The organism is Oceanispirochaeta crateris, assembly GCF_008329965.1.
GTDB classification, from domain to species: Bacteria; Spirochaetota; Spirochaetia; order DSM-2461; family DSM-2461; genus Oceanispirochaeta; species Oceanispirochaeta crateris.
In genome coordinates this window covers 2,351,135-2,365,227 of record NZ_CP036150.1, presented here as the reverse complement: position 1 = coordinate 2,365,227, position 14,093 = coordinate 2,351,135, and the positions used below count along the sequence as shown (strand labels likewise).

15 protein-coding genes are annotated in these 14,093 nt (G+C 45.8%); 7 read left to right on the top strand and 8 right to left on the bottom strand.

Features of this window, described 5'->3' with window-relative positions:
* Window positions 1-5: 5 nt before the first annotated feature.
* The gene (gene aroC, locus EXM22_RS10715; RefSeq protein ID WP_149486513.1) at window positions 6-1,073 is read right to left on the bottom strand and encodes a chorismate synthase; all 1,068 of its coding nucleotides are present in this window, start codon (window positions 1,071-1,073) and stop codon (window positions 6-8) included.
* The gene (locus tag EXM22_RS10710; RefSeq protein ID WP_210411461.1) at window positions 1,063-1,602 is read right to left on the bottom strand and encodes a shikimate kinase; all 540 of its coding nucleotides are present in this window, start codon (window positions 1,600-1,602) and stop codon (window positions 1,063-1,065) included. The genes aroC and EXM22_RS10710 overlap by 11 nt, the downstream gene beginning before the upstream one ends.
* A 160-nt stretch (window positions 1,603-1,762) precedes the next feature.
* Between EXM22_RS10710 and EXM22_RS10705 the strand changes: the two genes are divergently transcribed.
* Entirely contained in the window at window positions 1,763-1,963 is a 201-nt protein-coding gene (locus EXM22_RS10705; protein WP_149486511.1) for a hypothetical protein, read from the top strand.
* 54 nt (window positions 1,964-2,017) lie between these two features.
* Here the strand turns inward: EXM22_RS10705 and yihA are convergent, their stop codons facing one another.
* Window positions 2,018-2,620 (bottom strand): ribosome biogenesis GTP-binding protein YihA/YsxC, encoded by a 603-nt coding sequence (gene yihA, locus EXM22_RS10700; RefSeq protein WP_210411459.1) that lies wholly within the window; start codon window positions 2,618-2,620, stop codon window positions 2,018-2,020.
* Between the two features lie 90 nt (window positions 2,621-2,710).
* On the opposite strand from yihA, the gene EXM22_RS10695 reads away from it, so the two are divergent.
* Window positions 2,711-3,796, top strand: coding sequence for an AI-2E family transporter (locus EXM22_RS10695; RefSeq protein WP_149486509.1), 1,086 nt, complete (start codon window positions 2,711-2,713; stop codon window positions 3,794-3,796).
* The gene (locus EXM22_RS10690; RefSeq protein ID WP_149486508.1) at window positions 3,793-4,476 is read left to right on the top strand and encodes an HAD family hydrolase; all 684 of its coding nucleotides are present in this window, start codon (window positions 3,793-3,795) and stop codon (window positions 4,474-4,476) included. The genes EXM22_RS10695 and EXM22_RS10690 overlap by 4 nt, the downstream gene beginning before the upstream one ends.
* A gap of 3 nt (window positions 4,477-4,479) precedes the next feature.
* On the opposite strand, the gene EXM22_RS10685 is transcribed toward EXM22_RS10690, so the two are convergent.
* From EXM22_RS10685 to EXM22_RS10670, 4 genes are all read right to left on the bottom strand, one after another.
* Window positions 4,480-5,100 carry a hypothetical protein gene (locus tag EXM22_RS10685; protein WP_149486507.1) on the bottom strand — a complete coding sequence of 207 codons (621 nt, stop codon included), beginning with the start codon at window positions 5,098-5,100 and terminating at the stop codon, window positions 4,480-4,482.
* Between the two features lie 101 nt (window positions 5,101-5,201).
* On the bottom strand, window positions 5,202-6,275 hold the full coding sequence (locus EXM22_RS10680; RefSeq protein WP_149486506.1) for a porin: 1,074 nt from the start codon (window positions 6,273-6,275) through the stop codon (window positions 5,202-5,204).
* 239 nt (window positions 6,276-6,514) lie between these two features.
* Window positions 6,515-7,846, bottom strand: a complete 1,332-nt coding sequence (locus EXM22_RS10675; protein ID WP_149486505.1) for a sensor histidine kinase — start codon at window positions 7,844-7,846, stop codon at window positions 6,515-6,517.
* Complete coding sequence (locus EXM22_RS10670) at window positions 7,843-8,577, bottom strand: response regulator transcription factor (protein WP_342780267.1); 735 nt, start codon at window positions 8,575-8,577, stop codon at window positions 7,843-7,845. Before EXM22_RS10670 ends, EXM22_RS10675 begins: the two co-directional genes overlap by 4 nt.
* Before the next feature lie 304 nt (window positions 8,578-8,881).
* Between EXM22_RS10670 and trpS the strand changes: the two genes are divergently transcribed.
* From trpS to pepF, 4 genes are all read left to right on the top strand, one after another.
* Window positions 8,882-9,883, top strand: coding sequence for a tryptophan--tRNA ligase (gene trpS / locus EXM22_RS10665; RefSeq protein ID WP_149486504.1), 1,002 nt, complete (start codon window positions 8,882-8,884; stop codon window positions 9,881-9,883).
* A gap of 110 nt (window positions 9,884-9,993) precedes the next feature.
* Complete coding sequence (locus EXM22_RS10660; RefSeq protein WP_149486503.1) at window positions 9,994-10,899, top strand: hypothetical protein; 906 nt, start codon at window positions 9,994-9,996, stop codon at window positions 10,897-10,899.
* A 62-nt stretch (window positions 10,900-10,961) separates the two neighbouring features.
* On the top strand, window positions 10,962-11,552 hold the full coding sequence (gene rdgB, locus EXM22_RS10655) for an RdgB/HAM1 family non-canonical purine NTP pyrophosphatase (RefSeq protein WP_149486502.1): 591 nt from the start codon (window positions 10,962-10,964) through the stop codon (window positions 11,550-11,552).
* Window positions 11,549-13,345: an oligoendopeptidase F gene (pepF, locus tag EXM22_RS10650; RefSeq protein WP_149486501.1), complete on the top strand. Its 1,797-nt coding sequence runs from the start codon at window positions 11,549-11,551 to the stop codon at window positions 13,343-13,345. The genes rdgB and pepF overlap by 4 nt, the downstream gene beginning before the upstream one ends.
* A gap of 7 nt (window positions 13,346-13,352) precedes the next feature.
* Here the strand turns inward: pepF and EXM22_RS10645 are convergent, their stop codons facing one another.
* Window positions 13,353-14,018 (bottom strand): FecR domain-containing protein, encoded by a 666-nt coding sequence (locus tag EXM22_RS10645; protein WP_149486500.1) that lies wholly within the window; start codon window positions 14,016-14,018, stop codon window positions 13,353-13,355.
* Window positions 14,019-14,093 lie beyond the last annotated feature (75 nt).

Genomic DNA, 14,093 nt, shown 5'->3' with positions numbered 1-14,093 from the left:
GTCTTTCAGCTCATCTGAAGGCTCTTCTGTGCTCCCAGTCTGAGTAAATGGTCAACTAGTACGATAGCTGCCATGGCCTCCATCACAGGGATGATACGAGGACAGATGATGGGATCATGCCGCCCTTCGGTTCTGATTTCTGCCTCTTCACCAGTCATCTTTACGGTATGCTGCAGGGCCGAAATTGAGGCTGTGGGTTTTACGGCGGCTCTAAATATGATGTCCTGCCCCGTTGAGATTCCCCCGGTAATACCACCGGCATGATTCGTCAAAAATCCATTTTCAGACATTTCGTCATTGTGTTCCGAACCGAACATATCGGCCACCTTAAATCCTTCCCCAATTTCGAAGCCTTTTACAGCCCCTATGGAAAGGATTGCCTTGCCAAGATCGGCTTCCAGCTTATCGAAAACTGGTTCACCCAATCCGGGTGGTACCCCTTCAATTCGGCATTCTATTATGCCTCCGGCGCTGTTGCCCCTGTCTTTTAGGGATTCAATGACAGCCACCATCTTTTTGGCCGCTACGGGATCGCAGGCTCTCATGGGGTTCTTTTCAATCTGTTCGGGAACATAGTTCTCGCAGGTGATTCCTGCTGCCGCGAGGGTGTAGGCCTTGATGCGAATTCCCTGGAGACTCAGAATTTTTCTGGCGATAGCCCCGGCTGCAACCCGGCCTGCGGTCTCCCTGCCTGAGGCTCTGCCGCTGCCCCTCCAGTCACGTATTCCGTACTTCTGCTGATATGTATAATCGGCATGTCCGGGTCTGTATTTGTCCTTTACGTCATCATAGTCGCTGGAAATTGTATTGGTGTTGTGCAAAATAATCATAAGGGGGGTGCCTGTGGCCCGGCCTTCAAAAACACCGCTCTGAATGATTACGGTATCACTCTCCTTGCGCGGAGTAGTGAGGTCGGACTGACCTGGTTTTCTACGGTCCATTTCCGGCTGGATGTCTTCCTCGCTGATAGGGAGACCCGGGGGGACGCCATCGATGATGACTCCTACGCCCTCACCATGGGATTCCCCAAAGGTGCTTATTCTGAAGGCTGTTCCAAAGCTATTACCTGCCATACTTACTCCTGATCAGCCGGATCAGATGCTCTGCTGCATTCGTCTGATCCATGCCGTGAATGTTGATGATATAATCTCCCTGGTTCAGCAGGGTCTGTTTTCTTGTGGTGTACATTTTTCTAAATGATTCTTCTGGATTTAAGGGGTCCAGGAAGGGAGGAATTCCCCTTTTAATGATCCTGTGGTAGAGAATCTCAACTTCTTCATCCAGAATATAGATCTCAGTATCTGACCCTTTGAGGAGATTGAGGGCTTGTGGATTTTCCAGAGTGGCACCGCCTAATGCCAGTATCCTCATGCCTTTTTGATCCTCTTCTTTAAGATACTGAGCCAGGGCCACACTCTCTTTATTTCGGAACTCCTGCTCTCCCTTTTCTCTGTACCATTTGCGGATGGACCATCGGGGAGGGAGGTCTTTGAGTATCAGGTCATCCAGGTCATGAAAGGGAAGGGCCAGTCTTTGTGACACGATCTTTCCAACAGTGGATTTTCCTGTATGTTTGATTCCCCCTAGGGCTATTACGGGCATGTTGTCCATTTTTTCAAACCCTGAATCAAAAGGCAAGCCCTAAGAGTCAATAAGCAGTGCTAATATAGCGTATTTAAATGCCGATAATGGGAATAAGTTAAAAATACCCTGCCGTCTTTTGCTTATTTCAGGAGTATCGGCAGCATATCAAGGAGTGAATATGAAAGCCTACACAATCAAAGGAACACCCGAGCGGAAAGAAATTTTGGAAATTCTGCGTGAGAGCAAAGAGGGATATCAGGTGAAAATTACGAGAGATAGAAGTGGTTGGATGGAAGAAAGAAAGGAGTTCATGCCTAAAGATCTCTTTGATACCTGTATCAGGACAGAATATCTGAAAGAAGTGCCAAGTTCTCTTTAATAACACTTTTAAAGAGATCCTGACTCAGAATAAGCCTGTTGTTTCAACAGGCTTTTATTCTGCCTCATACCAGAAAACAATCTGGTCCCGAAGCTCTTTGACTCCTTCCTTTTTGACAGCCGAAAGAGTCTGAATACTCCAGGGCACTGTTAGTCCCCTGAGAGCTTTATTCATTTCGCTGAGAGTCTTTGATCTGGCTCCGCTTTTCAATTTATCAGCCTTACTCAGAACAATGTGTACTTCTCTGCCACCTTGGACTGCCAGGTCAAGCATGGCACGGTCTAACTCTGTCAGGGGATGACGGATATCCATTAATAAAACAATCCCTTTCAGGCTCTCCCTGTTGAGGATATAATCAGTCATCTCTTCCTGCCAGCGTTTTTTTTCTCTGGGGGGGACCTTGGCAAAACCATAGCCGGGTAGGTCGGCTATATGAAGGTCTTCATTCAGACGGAAAATATTGATATGTTGGGTTTTTCCTGGTACCGATGATGTCTTGGCAAGGCTCTTGCGATTGGCCAGGGCGTTCAGAGCGCTGGATTTACCTGCGTTGGAGCGTCCGGCAAAGGCTATCTCGATTCCTTTTTCGGGAGGAAGGCCCTTCACATAGGGGGCGCTCTTGATGAATTTAATGGTATTAAAGTTTATGTCTGTCACAAGAGCCATCTTAGCGTAAAGGATCACTCTGTAAAAGAGCCTTATCTGTCTATATAGTCAGAAGCCCTGCTTTTGTATTATGATTCAACTATGAAAATTGCATTGAATACGGTATTGCTTGGTATACTGACGGTTATAGCTCTGGGAGCGGTATTGCATATTCTTCAGCCCGTTTTCCTCCCCCTTGTGATCGCCATACTCATGTCTTTTGTATTGTCGCCCCTTGTGACTATTTTTCATAAGAAGATACCCCGTATCCTTGCCGTTTTGCTGGTGATCTGTATTCTCATGGTCAGTCTCTATGCCATCGGCTGGTTTTTTTATTCCAGAATTACAACATTTATTTCTGTCATCGGATATTATCAAAATCGTTTTAATCTCATTATGAGTGAACTCGTCAGCCGCTATAAACTGCCTCCCGACGTTCTGGATGCCATTGAGTTTTCAGGAGGAATCCGTTCGGGGCTCTATAATATTTCCATTTCTTTTGTAAACTTTGCAGGTCAGCTCATCCTCGTTGTCTTTTTTATAGTGTTCATGCTTCTTGAAAATCCCCTATCGGAACGGAAGATTAAGATGGCTTTTCCCGAACAGAATGTGCAGATTCGTTTTGCGGGGATCATCCGGACCATCAGTACTCAGATCGCCCGGTATCTGACTATCAAGCTGGGGATCAGTATTGCCACAGGCGCTCTCGTGGCAATGACTCTCTATTTTATAGGCCTGGATTTCTATCTTATGTGGGGTTTCTTGGCTATCTTATTCAACTTTATCCCCAATATCGGCTCTACCATCATTATGATAGCCACTATTCTCATGTCCTTTATTCAATTTTACCCCGATTGGAACCCCATTCTGGCGTCTTTGATCTTCATGCCTCTTATTCAGATGGTTCTTGGAAATTTCCTGGATCCGAAGTTGCAGGGAAATCAGCTGGATCTCTCCCCGGTTATCATTCTGATCTCCCTGGTTTTCTGGGGATGGATCTGGGGGATCTCTGGCATGTTTCTAGCCGTGCCTCTGGCGGAAACCATTAAAATCATCTGTGCCAATATCGATATTCTGAAGCCTGTCAGTATTCTGATGAGTAGTGGTAAGTCCCTGAAACAGAGTGCTCCTGTGGTTGTTGTGGACAGTGTTGAACAAATAGAAAATGAAAATAAGGAATCATCATGAGTAAACTGGAAGCTATTCTCTTTGATATGGATGGGACTCTTATGGACAGTGAACCTCTCTGGCTCAAGGCGGACCTAGCCATGATTGCCTCATACGGTGGTTTTATGAGTGAAGAGGAGCATGACCTGTACATTGGTATGGGGGCGGTTACTTTTCTACCCATGATCAAGGAAAAATATGGCATTGAAGCCTCTTACGAAGAGTTGCGCGAGTTTCAGGAACGGACCTATCTGGAGATTGCCCGCAGTGAAATCTGCCTTTTCCCCCAGATGATCGCCCTGGCCGAATGGGCCATAGAGAATCATATCCCCGTGGGGATTGCATCGGGTTCCACCAAGGACATCATTGATGAGATGTGTTCTATTACGGGTATCCGAGAACTCTTTCCGGTGCGGGTTTCTGCTCAGGAAGTAGAGGAGGGGAAGCCCGAGCCCCATGTCTTTCTGGAGGCGGCCTCAAGGCTTCAGGCAAGGCCAGAAGCCTGCCTGGTGGTAGAAGACTCCCCTGTGGGTGTCGAAGCGGCCTACAGGGCAGGAATGCGCACCATAGCCGTTCCTTCCCCCATGGTCAGAGACCCTAAGGACTTTCTGAACCGGGCGGACCTTATTTTTGAAGGCGGTATGACCGCCTTTACAAGTGAAAAAGCCATCTCCTGGATCTCCAGGGAATACAATTTCTGATATTTATTCTGAGAAGATTCCTGTGTTTTTTTCAACAGTTCCATTTGTTCCTACAACCATCCTCTTCACCTTGAAGGGAACCTCAATGATTCCTTCATCTCCTTCCTGACTGACGGCGGGGATGCGGATCACAGCGTCTATATCCTCACTCTGCGGAACCAAAAATACCAGGAGTCCCTTGAAGGGATTCTCCGGACTCACTGTGATGTTCGCAGGCTTGAGAAGTTTGTTGATCTTATTCTTCATGTGAAGCTGCTCTCTGTCTGAGGCAAAATAGGGAGTCCAGGCTCGAGTCAGGTTAAAATCGTTGGAGGCTTTATAGACATCAGAGCCGATTAGGATGCTCATGGTCGACCTGGATATGTCCAGGGTTGTTGTCTCTGCACTGATCTCCGTGTCAAAGACAAAGAACTCCTTTTTGGGGAAACGTCCGGGGAAGTTGATAAAAGGGTTCTCGGTTTTGCCATAGAGATTTTTAAGATGATCCTCGGACAGCAATTGGAATGTGAAAGAGATATCGGCCACCTGATGCTGAATGATCTGCTCACCGATGTAAGGATCAACACTGGCACAGCCTGCAAAGACGGTCGTCAGTAGTATCAAGGGAAATAGAGCTTGCTTCAAAGGATTACCTCCGGTTTATGATTTCTATTAGAAAATAGCAAAAAAAACCGCCTCCCGTAAAGGAGGCGGCAATCTAAAAGTTCTTAAAATCTTATATTAGATTAGAAAGAAGCAGAGATTTTCAGGAATACGTTTCCAGCACGATCAGCACCGTCCATGAATTCACCATTAACTGCTGTGTAGTCAGAATCGAATGTGTAACCTGCAGAGTAGGTAACGCCGTCAAGAACATAAGATGCTCCTACTTCGTAACCAAGAGTGTCTGCAAGGTCTGTATCAACATTACCATCACCATCACCAGCGATCATCACACCGGCAAATACGGTTGCAGCTTCAGATACCATGTAGTTTACATTTACTGCGTAGTTAGTTACGTCACCAAACTCTTCATCTGTGTCTAAGCTAGTTGTGGCACTTGTCATGGCAAAACCAGCTGTCAGAGCGTCCATTGTGTAGGAAGCAGAAACACCGAAACCAGTGATAGAATCACCGTCATAGTTGTATGAGCTAACACCAGCACCAACAGTTAGGTCTTCCATGGGCATTGCAGCTGCGTTCAGACCAAAGATAGAAGTTTTGTCAGCTATTTTGAGGTAGCTTACAGAAGCGTCAACCATGCCGAATGTTCCGTAGGCATTGATACCGAACTGCATTGCATCAGACATAACTTCTGCACCGGGTTCGTATACTGCAACATCGATTGTAACCATGTCTTCTAAAGAGATAGAAGCCATAGACATGATAGTATCACCTTCAATCAGGTTGTAAGTAGTTAGTTCAGATGAATCATCATCGTATTCAAAGTCACCATAACCGGCTACTGCCTGATATTCCATGGGTTCAAAAGAAGAAATACCAAAAGTTGCGGACAAACCAAAACCGGCATCCATTCCCAGAGCACCAGTGATGTCCTGTGTCAGAGTCATGCTGTCAAGGTAAACAACCTGGTCAAGGGCAGATGTGTCTTCAGCGGCGCTGAGGTTAGCATCAATAGATGTGTACTCACCAACAGTGGCTCCGAGGTTTACATCAACTTCGTTGTCAGCGTATTCGCTGTAGTTGTCGGCGTTGTAAGCAAAACCGAATTCTACACTACCAGAAGCTGTTACTTCTGCAAATACTGGGGCAGCCAAAATGGCCAGAACAATTGTCAGTAAAACAATAGTCTTTCTCATAATTACTTTCTCTCCTACTTGTTTATTTACAGAGCATACGCCCTGCGTTATTTATACAATTAACTCGATATTAGGAGTCATATATGTTGATGATATGAAGAGAATGTGAAGAATGTGTGAAGCAAAGAAAAAATTACTGATTTTTTTTAACTCAAACCAAGGTGTATACAGAGCTTGTGACCTTTTCATTCTAAGCTCATTTTCATACAGACTGAATGACCAGTGGTAAAAGTCCTTTTTCAGCCAAGATTTAGGCTCATAGTGAAGCATACACGCTGTTCCTCCAGGTTCTCAACAACTAAGGACCCTCTATGAAATTCGGCAATCCGCCTTGAAATCGTCAATCCAAGACCGCTTCCTTCTTTTTTTCGGCTTTTGTCTGTTTTATATAGGGGGTCAAAGAGGTGGGGGAGGTGTTCTTCGGGGATATGTCCTGGATTAATAACCTTAAAACAAGGACTTTCTGCCGTTCCTGTGGCCATTATTTCAACGGTGCCTCCACTATTCATATTCTGTATGGCATTTTTTATAAGGGCTTCGAGGGCCCGGCTGATCAGGGATAAATCGCAAAATAAGATGTCCAGTGTGCTGGTCCATTTCAACGAAATGTCCCTGGAGGCGGCGAGATCTAAGAGAGCTTCCAATACCTTCCTGCGGAGAGCGTCAGATGTTTCCTTCTTCACAGATAGTTCCTTGCCCGCCGAGTCCAGTTCTCCCAGAATCAAAAAATCCCTGGTGAGTGATTCAAGGACGGTCAGTTCGGACATAATTTTATCCCAGCCTTCGGGAGTCAATTCCAGGGCACCGTCTCTATATGCTGAGAATTGAGTTTTCATGGCCGTCAACGGAGTTCTCAGGTCATGGGCAATGCTGGCCGACCAGAGGTTCCTCCTGGATTCATCTGCAATCAGCATTTTCTGCAGAGATCCTGCTGCTTCATTGATCTTGGCTAGTTCTTTCGTGGGGGAGTTTGAGAATTGTTCCAGCCGTGAGCCTCTTGCCAGCTTGATCAGGGATCTGGCGGTAGAACCCGCTTCTTTAGTAAACGCGGCGGATATCCTGTAGGCCAAAAGGAGGGAGAGACTGCCAGAGAGGATCAACCCCAGGCTGAAGAGTTTGACAATCCTTGTGATGAATATGCTGTTATGGTTTACGGAGCCAAAGGAGAGGGGCACGATCTGAACAGATCCCTTGAGTTGTCCTCCCAGAATGAGAGGTTCTGCCTTGGAAATGTCGGCTTGTTCCGGATCTTGTCGATTTTGAAAAGGATTTGACCAGCTTTGTAAGAGATCTCCACCGGGTGAAAATAGAAAAATTTGAGCAGATTCTATTTTATAGGATCGGGAGGCCTTCAAAATTTCTGCACTGGATGTGGCATCAAGGATTCCCTCCTGATCCATCATGGCCGTGAGAAATTCCATAACCAGCTTCCGGGACTCATGTTCTACGTGGTCATTCCAGTGCTTGCGAGAATTGGAGTATCCAAATAAAAGGCTCAGAATAAGTAAAATACTGTTTAATAGGATAATCAGGAAAAAAGCCGCCAGCATTCTGGCGCGCATGGATCTCATGTACTGTTTCCTGCAAACCTGTACCCGTATCCTCTTATAGTCTCGATCCAATCGGGATTCTGAAGCTTGGCACGGAGGTTTTTAATATGGGTATCCACCGTCCGGTCATAACCCTCAAAGGAGTATTCCAGACAACGGTCCAGTATCTGTTCCCGGGAGACAACGGCTCCGCCATTGGAAGACAGATACAGGAGGATTTTCCACTCCGCTGCGGTCAGTTTCAGCAACTGATTGTTCAGCATGGCCTTGTGGGAATCTTCATCGGTTGTCAGCACCTGTCCCCCCAGGGTCCAGCCGTGCATCTTTTTCTGGGGAAGAGCTGTCCCTGTTCTTTTTAAGACGGCTCCCACTCTCAGCACCAGTTCTTTCGGCGAGAAGGGTTTGACGACATAATCGTCGGCCCCCACCTCAAAACCGGTGATTCTATCCGATTCGGATTCTCTGGCTGTCATGAAGATGATGGGAATGTCAGATTTCTGACGGATCTCCTTTGCAAAAATGAAACCATCTCCATCGGGGAGCATGGCGTCAAGGATCAGGAGTTCCGGATTTCTGGAGGCCATGGCTTCTTTTACACCGCTCAGACCCTCAAATTCTTCCACCTCATAATCGGACAACTTCAGGTAGCCCGATACGGCTTCCCGGATCGAGTCATTATCTTCTATAACAAAAATTAGTGCCATATAGATATTTTGCCTGAATTTAACCGAATTTACCAGTCCTTTTTCCACTGTGGGAAAAATCTCCTGCACAATATGATGAACTCCGGGTAAGGGGACGCTTTGAAGAAATAATGAAGGTTTTGTGAATTTCCCTATTCCTCTGGTTTTCCGGGTGGTTCAAAGAAGAGATTCTCAGATGTTTCTGAAGCTGAGAATTAGGAATGTAGAGCACTTATTCACAGCTTCTCCCTGTTCTTTTTTTCGACCTTCATGATGGAGAATATACACTCTCTTTCCTTTAATAAGGGATTATGATAAAATCGCCCCTGCCAAATTAAACAGAAACTGACTTGTTTTAAGGATGGAATCGGGGATGGACAAAAAAGTTGTACTCACAGGAATAAAACCCACGGGAATGCCTCATCTGGGGAACTACCTGGGAGCCATAAAACCGGCACTTGAATTAGCAAAGAGCTATGATGCTAGGTATTTTATTGCGGACTATCACTCTTTGAACAGTATTAAAGATCCCTGTCTGCTGAAGGAATATACCTATGAGATTGCCGCCTGCTGGCTGGCTTGCGGACTGGATCCTCAAAAAACCCTGATCTACAGACAGTCCGATGTTCCAGAAACCTTTGAACTGACTACGATGATCATGGCCTTTACCTCCAAGGGATTGATGAATAGAGCACATGCCTACAAGGCCCAGGTGGATCAGAACAGGGAGAAGGATAAGCCTGAAGATCATAATATCAACATGGGGCTGTATACCTATCCAGTGCTTATGGCCGCAGATATTTTGCTTTTTGATACCAATTATGTTCCTGTGGGAAAGGATCAGGTTCAACATATTGAGATGGCTGTGGATATAGCCCAGGCCGTGAATAGAAATTATAAACAGGAACTCCTCACTCTTCCTGAGGCGGTTGTTTCCGAGAATACACAGGTCGTTGTGGGGTCGGATGGCCGTAAAATGAGTAAGAGTTATGATAATACGATTCCCCTTTTTATTACCGAGAAGCAGCTTAAAAAACTCTGTAACAAAATTGTTACCAATTCTCAGACCGTTGAAGAACCGAAAGACCCCGACACATGCAATGTCTTCACTTTGTATCAACTCTTTGCATCCCAGGAAGAGCAAGCTGTTCTGGCCGACCGTTACAGGGCCGGTGGAATGGGATGGGGAGAGGCCAAAGCTGAACTCTTCAGGGTCCTTAATCATACGATTGCTCCCATGAGGGAGCGCTATGTTGCCTTAATGGATGATACGTCTTATATCGACAAGATTCTGGACGAAGGAGCGCAAAGAGCCAGAGATCTGGCGGCAGCCAAGATCAGTACATTACGACGAGCCATGGGGTTTGATCACTGAATTTCTTAAGGAATTCTTAATATTAGAGAAATTTACGGGGAAATCACCATGATTTCCCCTTTTTTTGGCACTGGCATACATCTTGTTAGGTAAAAAATGGAGGTGTTGCCATGGTCGATTTTCTAACCCATCAGGTTCTGGTGTATCAGGCCACTGTCAATGATAAAGATATGGAATTCTTCCACAGAGCTCTATATGACGAATTAAACATGTATATATATTCTTTTCCAGGGTACAAGAAATCACTGAATGAAGAAGATTGGAGTGATTTTCTCCTCGGGTTTATGGGACGGATGCATGGAGTTCTTATGAATTTCAATTACAGGGGACTCTCATTTATCTGTTACCTGAATAAGGTCCTGTCCTGGTATTTACGATCCTTCTATAGGCAGAACCAGAAGGGGCTGGATGATGACTGGGTCTATGTAAGAGAGTCGATCATAGAGTATGAATACAATCGCCGATGCGAATGTATCCCACGAAAATACTGTCTGTTGGACAAAATGGTCTCCATTATTGAAAGTTCTGGTATGACCCCTTACAGGAAGGAAGCCCTGCGGCAAAGGCTGCTGCTGTTTGTTCTGAAAAATATTTCCTTTGTGGAGGAAGATGATTTTTTGACGGCTTTCCCCTTTCTCGGACCTTCAGCAGAAGAGGCTCTTTTCTTCAGAAAATTCCTGCAGGAGTGCCTTAGAAAGAAATATGAGCGGAAAGAGCTCCTGAGTCGAAAGAGAAATGAAAACTATTTCCGTTTGAACCTGACTGAGAGAAAAAAAGCATCCATTGCAGATCCGCATTTGATTCCCGGGCTTGAAAAACGCTGCAATTTATACCGGAGGAGACTTAAAAAGCTGGATGAACAGCTCTTGTCCATCCCCCTCGTTCCCAGTAATGAGAATATAGCATTTCTCCTCCATCTGCCTAAGGGCTCCGTGGATTCAGGGCTCTTCTATTTGAGGTCTTATCTCAAGGATCTCGAGGAATCGCGAGACTGCCGGGCTTTCCCTCCCGATTGACCTGCTGAGTATTCTTCAAGGCTGTTGCGCAGTCACGGGTGAATGCATTATCTTCTATGATTATGGAAATAGTACTCGCCACTGGCAATATGCATAAGAAAAAAGAGCTGGAACAGATTTTATCCGGCCATAGTATCCTCATTCCATCCGATCTGGGGATTGAATTTGATTGTGATGAAACAGGAAGCACCTTTATGGAGAACGCTCTCCTCAAGGCCGAAACCCTATATAAGCTTGCAGGGAGGCCTGTTCTCGCCGATGATTCTGGACTTTGTGTCCAAGCCCTGAAGGGTGCTCCCGGAATCTATTCCGCCCGATATGGTTCCTCCGAAGGCGGGCCTCTTCTCTCCGATGGAGATAGAAATCTTCTCTTGCTCAAAAATTTGCAAGGAGTGACCGACCGGGAGGCGTTTTTTGTTTGCGCCATGGTTCTGATTCTAGCTCCCTATAGGGTCTATTCGGTTCAGGAGTCTTTTGCCGGACGGATTGCAAGCACTCCCTTTGGTGGAGGCGGGTTCGGGTACGATCCCGTTTTTGTGGATGCCCAGACGGGGAAAACAGCGGCAGAATTGTCGGAGGAAGAAAAAAACCGGGTCTCCCATAGGGGAAAGGCCGGAAAAATCATGAAATCACTACTGGAGGTTCTCGTATGAGCAAGGTTCTCAAGGAAAGGAAAGACGTACCATCAGGGGATAAATGGGATTTGACTGCCCTCTTTAAAAATCCGGAGGAATGGGAAAAAGCTCTTCTGGAATTGGAGGCTCTGATTCCTGAAATTACATCATTCAAAGGAACGTTGGGAGAATCAGCGCAACAGCTTAAGACCTGCCTTGATTTTTTTAACCGACTTGAAATTTTAGAAGAACGATTAGGTTATTATGCCATGCTTCGCAAAGAAGAAGATGTGGCTGATAGTGAATCCATGGGGCGTTTTTCACGCTATATGGCTGTGGCTACGAAAAGCAGTGCCGCTGCCAGTTACCTCAAGCCTGAAATTCAAACTCTACCGGCGGAAAAACTGGACTCTTACATGAAAGAGCCTGTCCTGGAAGAGTTCCGTATCTCATTGGAGAGAATCATCAGGTACAAGCCCCACATTCTGTCAGAAAAGGAAGAAAACCTCCTGGCCATGCAGGCCGAATCTGCTCAAACCGCCAGGAAGGCATTTTCAGCCCTGACCAATGCGGATATGAATTTTGGAACAATCCTCGTGGAGGGAGAAGAAAAAGAACTGACCAATTCTTCCTTCGGGGTCTTCCTTTTAAATCCAGACAGAGAGGTTCGAAAGAAGGCGTTTCATCAATTTTTCGATGTTTTTGAAGGACATAAGAATACCCTTTGTGAGCTCTATGGCGGGAGTGTCCTCCGAGATGTTTATACATCCAGAGTTAGAGGGTTTTCCTCTGCCCGTGAAGCCAGTCTGTTTCCTGATAATGTTCCCGTGGATGTTTACGATAATCTCATTTCTTCCGTGTCGGCCAATTTGGCTCCTCTTCATCGGTATTACTCCCTTAGGAAAAAGGTTCTGGGCTTAGAGGAGTTACAGCTTTACGATACAAAAGTGTCCCTTATCCCTGATATGTCTGTGCGTCATACCTTTGATGAGGCTGTGGATGTTGTTCTCAAGGCTCTATCACCCCTGGGTGAAGAGTACGGAACAGTCCTCAAAAATGGACTAAGCGGCGGCTGGGTAGACCGGTATGAGAACAAGGGCAAGAGATCCGGGGCATTCTCGGCAGGGTCCTACAAGGGAGAGCCTTACATCCTCATGAATTTCAAAGAAGATGATATTCGGGATGTTTTTACCCTGGCTCATGAGGGAGGGCATTCCATGCACTCCTGGTATTCTGTGAGAAATAATCCCTTTCAGAACTACAATTATACTATTTTTGAAGCAGAAGTGGCTTCAACCTTCAACGAACAGCTCTTGGGACGTTATCTGATGGATCATTCCAGCTCCAAAGAGATGACACTTTATCTGCTGGGGCGTCAAATCGATGACACTTTGGCTACTATTTACAGGCAGACCATGTTTGCCGAGTATGAAATGATTTGTCATGCTATGGTAGAGTCCGGTCAGCCTCTGACTGTGGATAGCCTGCGTCAGGAGTATCAAAAACTTCTAGTGAAGTATTTTGGTCCTGATGTGGTTCTGGATGAAAAGGCCGATTTGGAGGGTCTGCGGATTCCTCATTTTTACAATGCCTTTTATGTGTATAAATATGCCACAGGACTGTCTGCGGCCATGGCTCTTTCAGAAATGGTTCTGGAGGGTGGAGCGCCCGAGAGAGAGTCCTATATGAACTTTCTCAAGTCCGGAGGCAGCCGGTTCCCTCTGGATTCATTGAAAGCCGCCGGGGTTGATATGAGTCTCCCCGGGGCAGTTAATAAGGCTTTGGGACGATTTGCCGCCCTAGTAGAACAGCTTGAGAAGGAGCTCCTTTAAGCTGCCTTCAATGTGAGCTCTCCACATGGGTCCAATCCATTTTTTCACCGATCCGGGAGGCCAATGCTTCCATGTCTGAATCCGTATGATAGAGCATGGGGGCACGGCTCACTTCAATCTGATTATCTTTTTCAGAGATTCTCACGGCGCCATGGTGGATGTTTTTCATGGGTTGTGAGAATTTACCATTTGAATCTGAGAGGTCTATTTCTCCGTTACATAGACAGAAATATGATGTATCGGCATCTTCTCTTTGCATGTAGAAGGATGTGCCTCTGATTCCTGCCACAACCGTACCGGATTGGATGGTGAAAACGTCGTCCATATTCTGGATCAATGTCCCTATATTTCGCAGGACTGCCGCGGCTGCACCTCTGTCCAGGGATATGGTTGAATCTGTAAAGGAGATTCTAAGGATGGAATCTTCATAGATTTTTATGATATTGCTTCCCAGAAACTGAATTTCACAGTATCCGTCCAAAGATGTGGTTATGACCGAACCATCTGGAACCGAATCTCCTGTTTCGACAATTTTCCCTTCCAGTTTCACATCTCCTTCCATTCCGATGATTTTTCCGGTTACGCTCTGTGGTGGACTTACTTTTTGCTTTTCTTCCAGGCATGACATCATGAAAAACAGGGGCATCAACAGGATTAAATACTGAACTTTCATAGAACCTCCTTATTTCGTGTTTAATGTTTTTTTTTCACTAAACAGTTCACTTGTACGCTTTTCAATTGAAATGAA

Bases quoted from the DNA above. Each gene is read 5' to 3' on its own strand.
- aroC (WP_149486513.1), bottom strand. From the start codon at position 1,073: ATGGCAGGTAATAGCTTTGGAACAGCCTTCAGAATAAGCACCTTTGGG.
- EXM22_RS10710 (WP_210411461.1), bottom strand. From the start codon at position 1,602: ATGCCCGTAATAGCCCTAGGGGGAATCAAACATACAGGAAAATCCACT.
- EXM22_RS10705 (WP_149486511.1), top strand. From the start codon at position 1,763: ATGAAAGCCTACACAATCAAAGGAACACCCGAGCGGAAAGAAATTTTG.
- EXM22_RS10695 (WP_149486509.1), top strand. From the start codon at position 2,711: ATGAAAATTGCATTGAATACGGTATTGCTTGGTATACTGACGGTTATA.
- EXM22_RS10690 (WP_149486508.1), top strand. From the start codon at position 3,793: ATGAGTAAACTGGAAGCTATTCTCTTTGATATGGATGGGACTCTTATG.
- EXM22_RS10680 (WP_149486506.1), bottom strand. From the start codon at position 6,275: ATGAGAAAGACTATTGTTTTACTGACAATTGTTCTGGCCATTTTGGCT.
- EXM22_RS10675 (WP_149486505.1), bottom strand. From the start codon at position 7,846: ATGAGATCCATGCGCGCCAGAATGCTGGCGGCTTTTTTCCTGATTATC.
- trpS (WP_149486504.1), top strand. From the start codon at position 8,882: ATGGACAAAAAAGTTGTACTCACAGGAATAAAACCCACGGGAATGCCT.
- EXM22_RS10660 (WP_149486503.1), top strand. From the start codon at position 9,994: ATGGTCGATTTTCTAACCCATCAGGTTCTGGTGTATCAGGCCACTGTC.
- rdgB (WP_149486502.1), top strand. From the start codon at position 10,962: ATGGAAATAGTACTCGCCACTGGCAATATGCATAAGAAAAAAGAGCTG.
- pepF (WP_149486501.1), top strand. From the start codon at position 11,549: ATGAGCAAGGTTCTCAAGGAAAGGAAAGACGTACCATCAGGGGATAAA.
- EXM22_RS10645 (WP_149486500.1), bottom strand. From the start codon at position 14,018: ATGAAAGTTCAGTATTTAATCCTGTTGATGCCCCTGTTTTTCATGATG.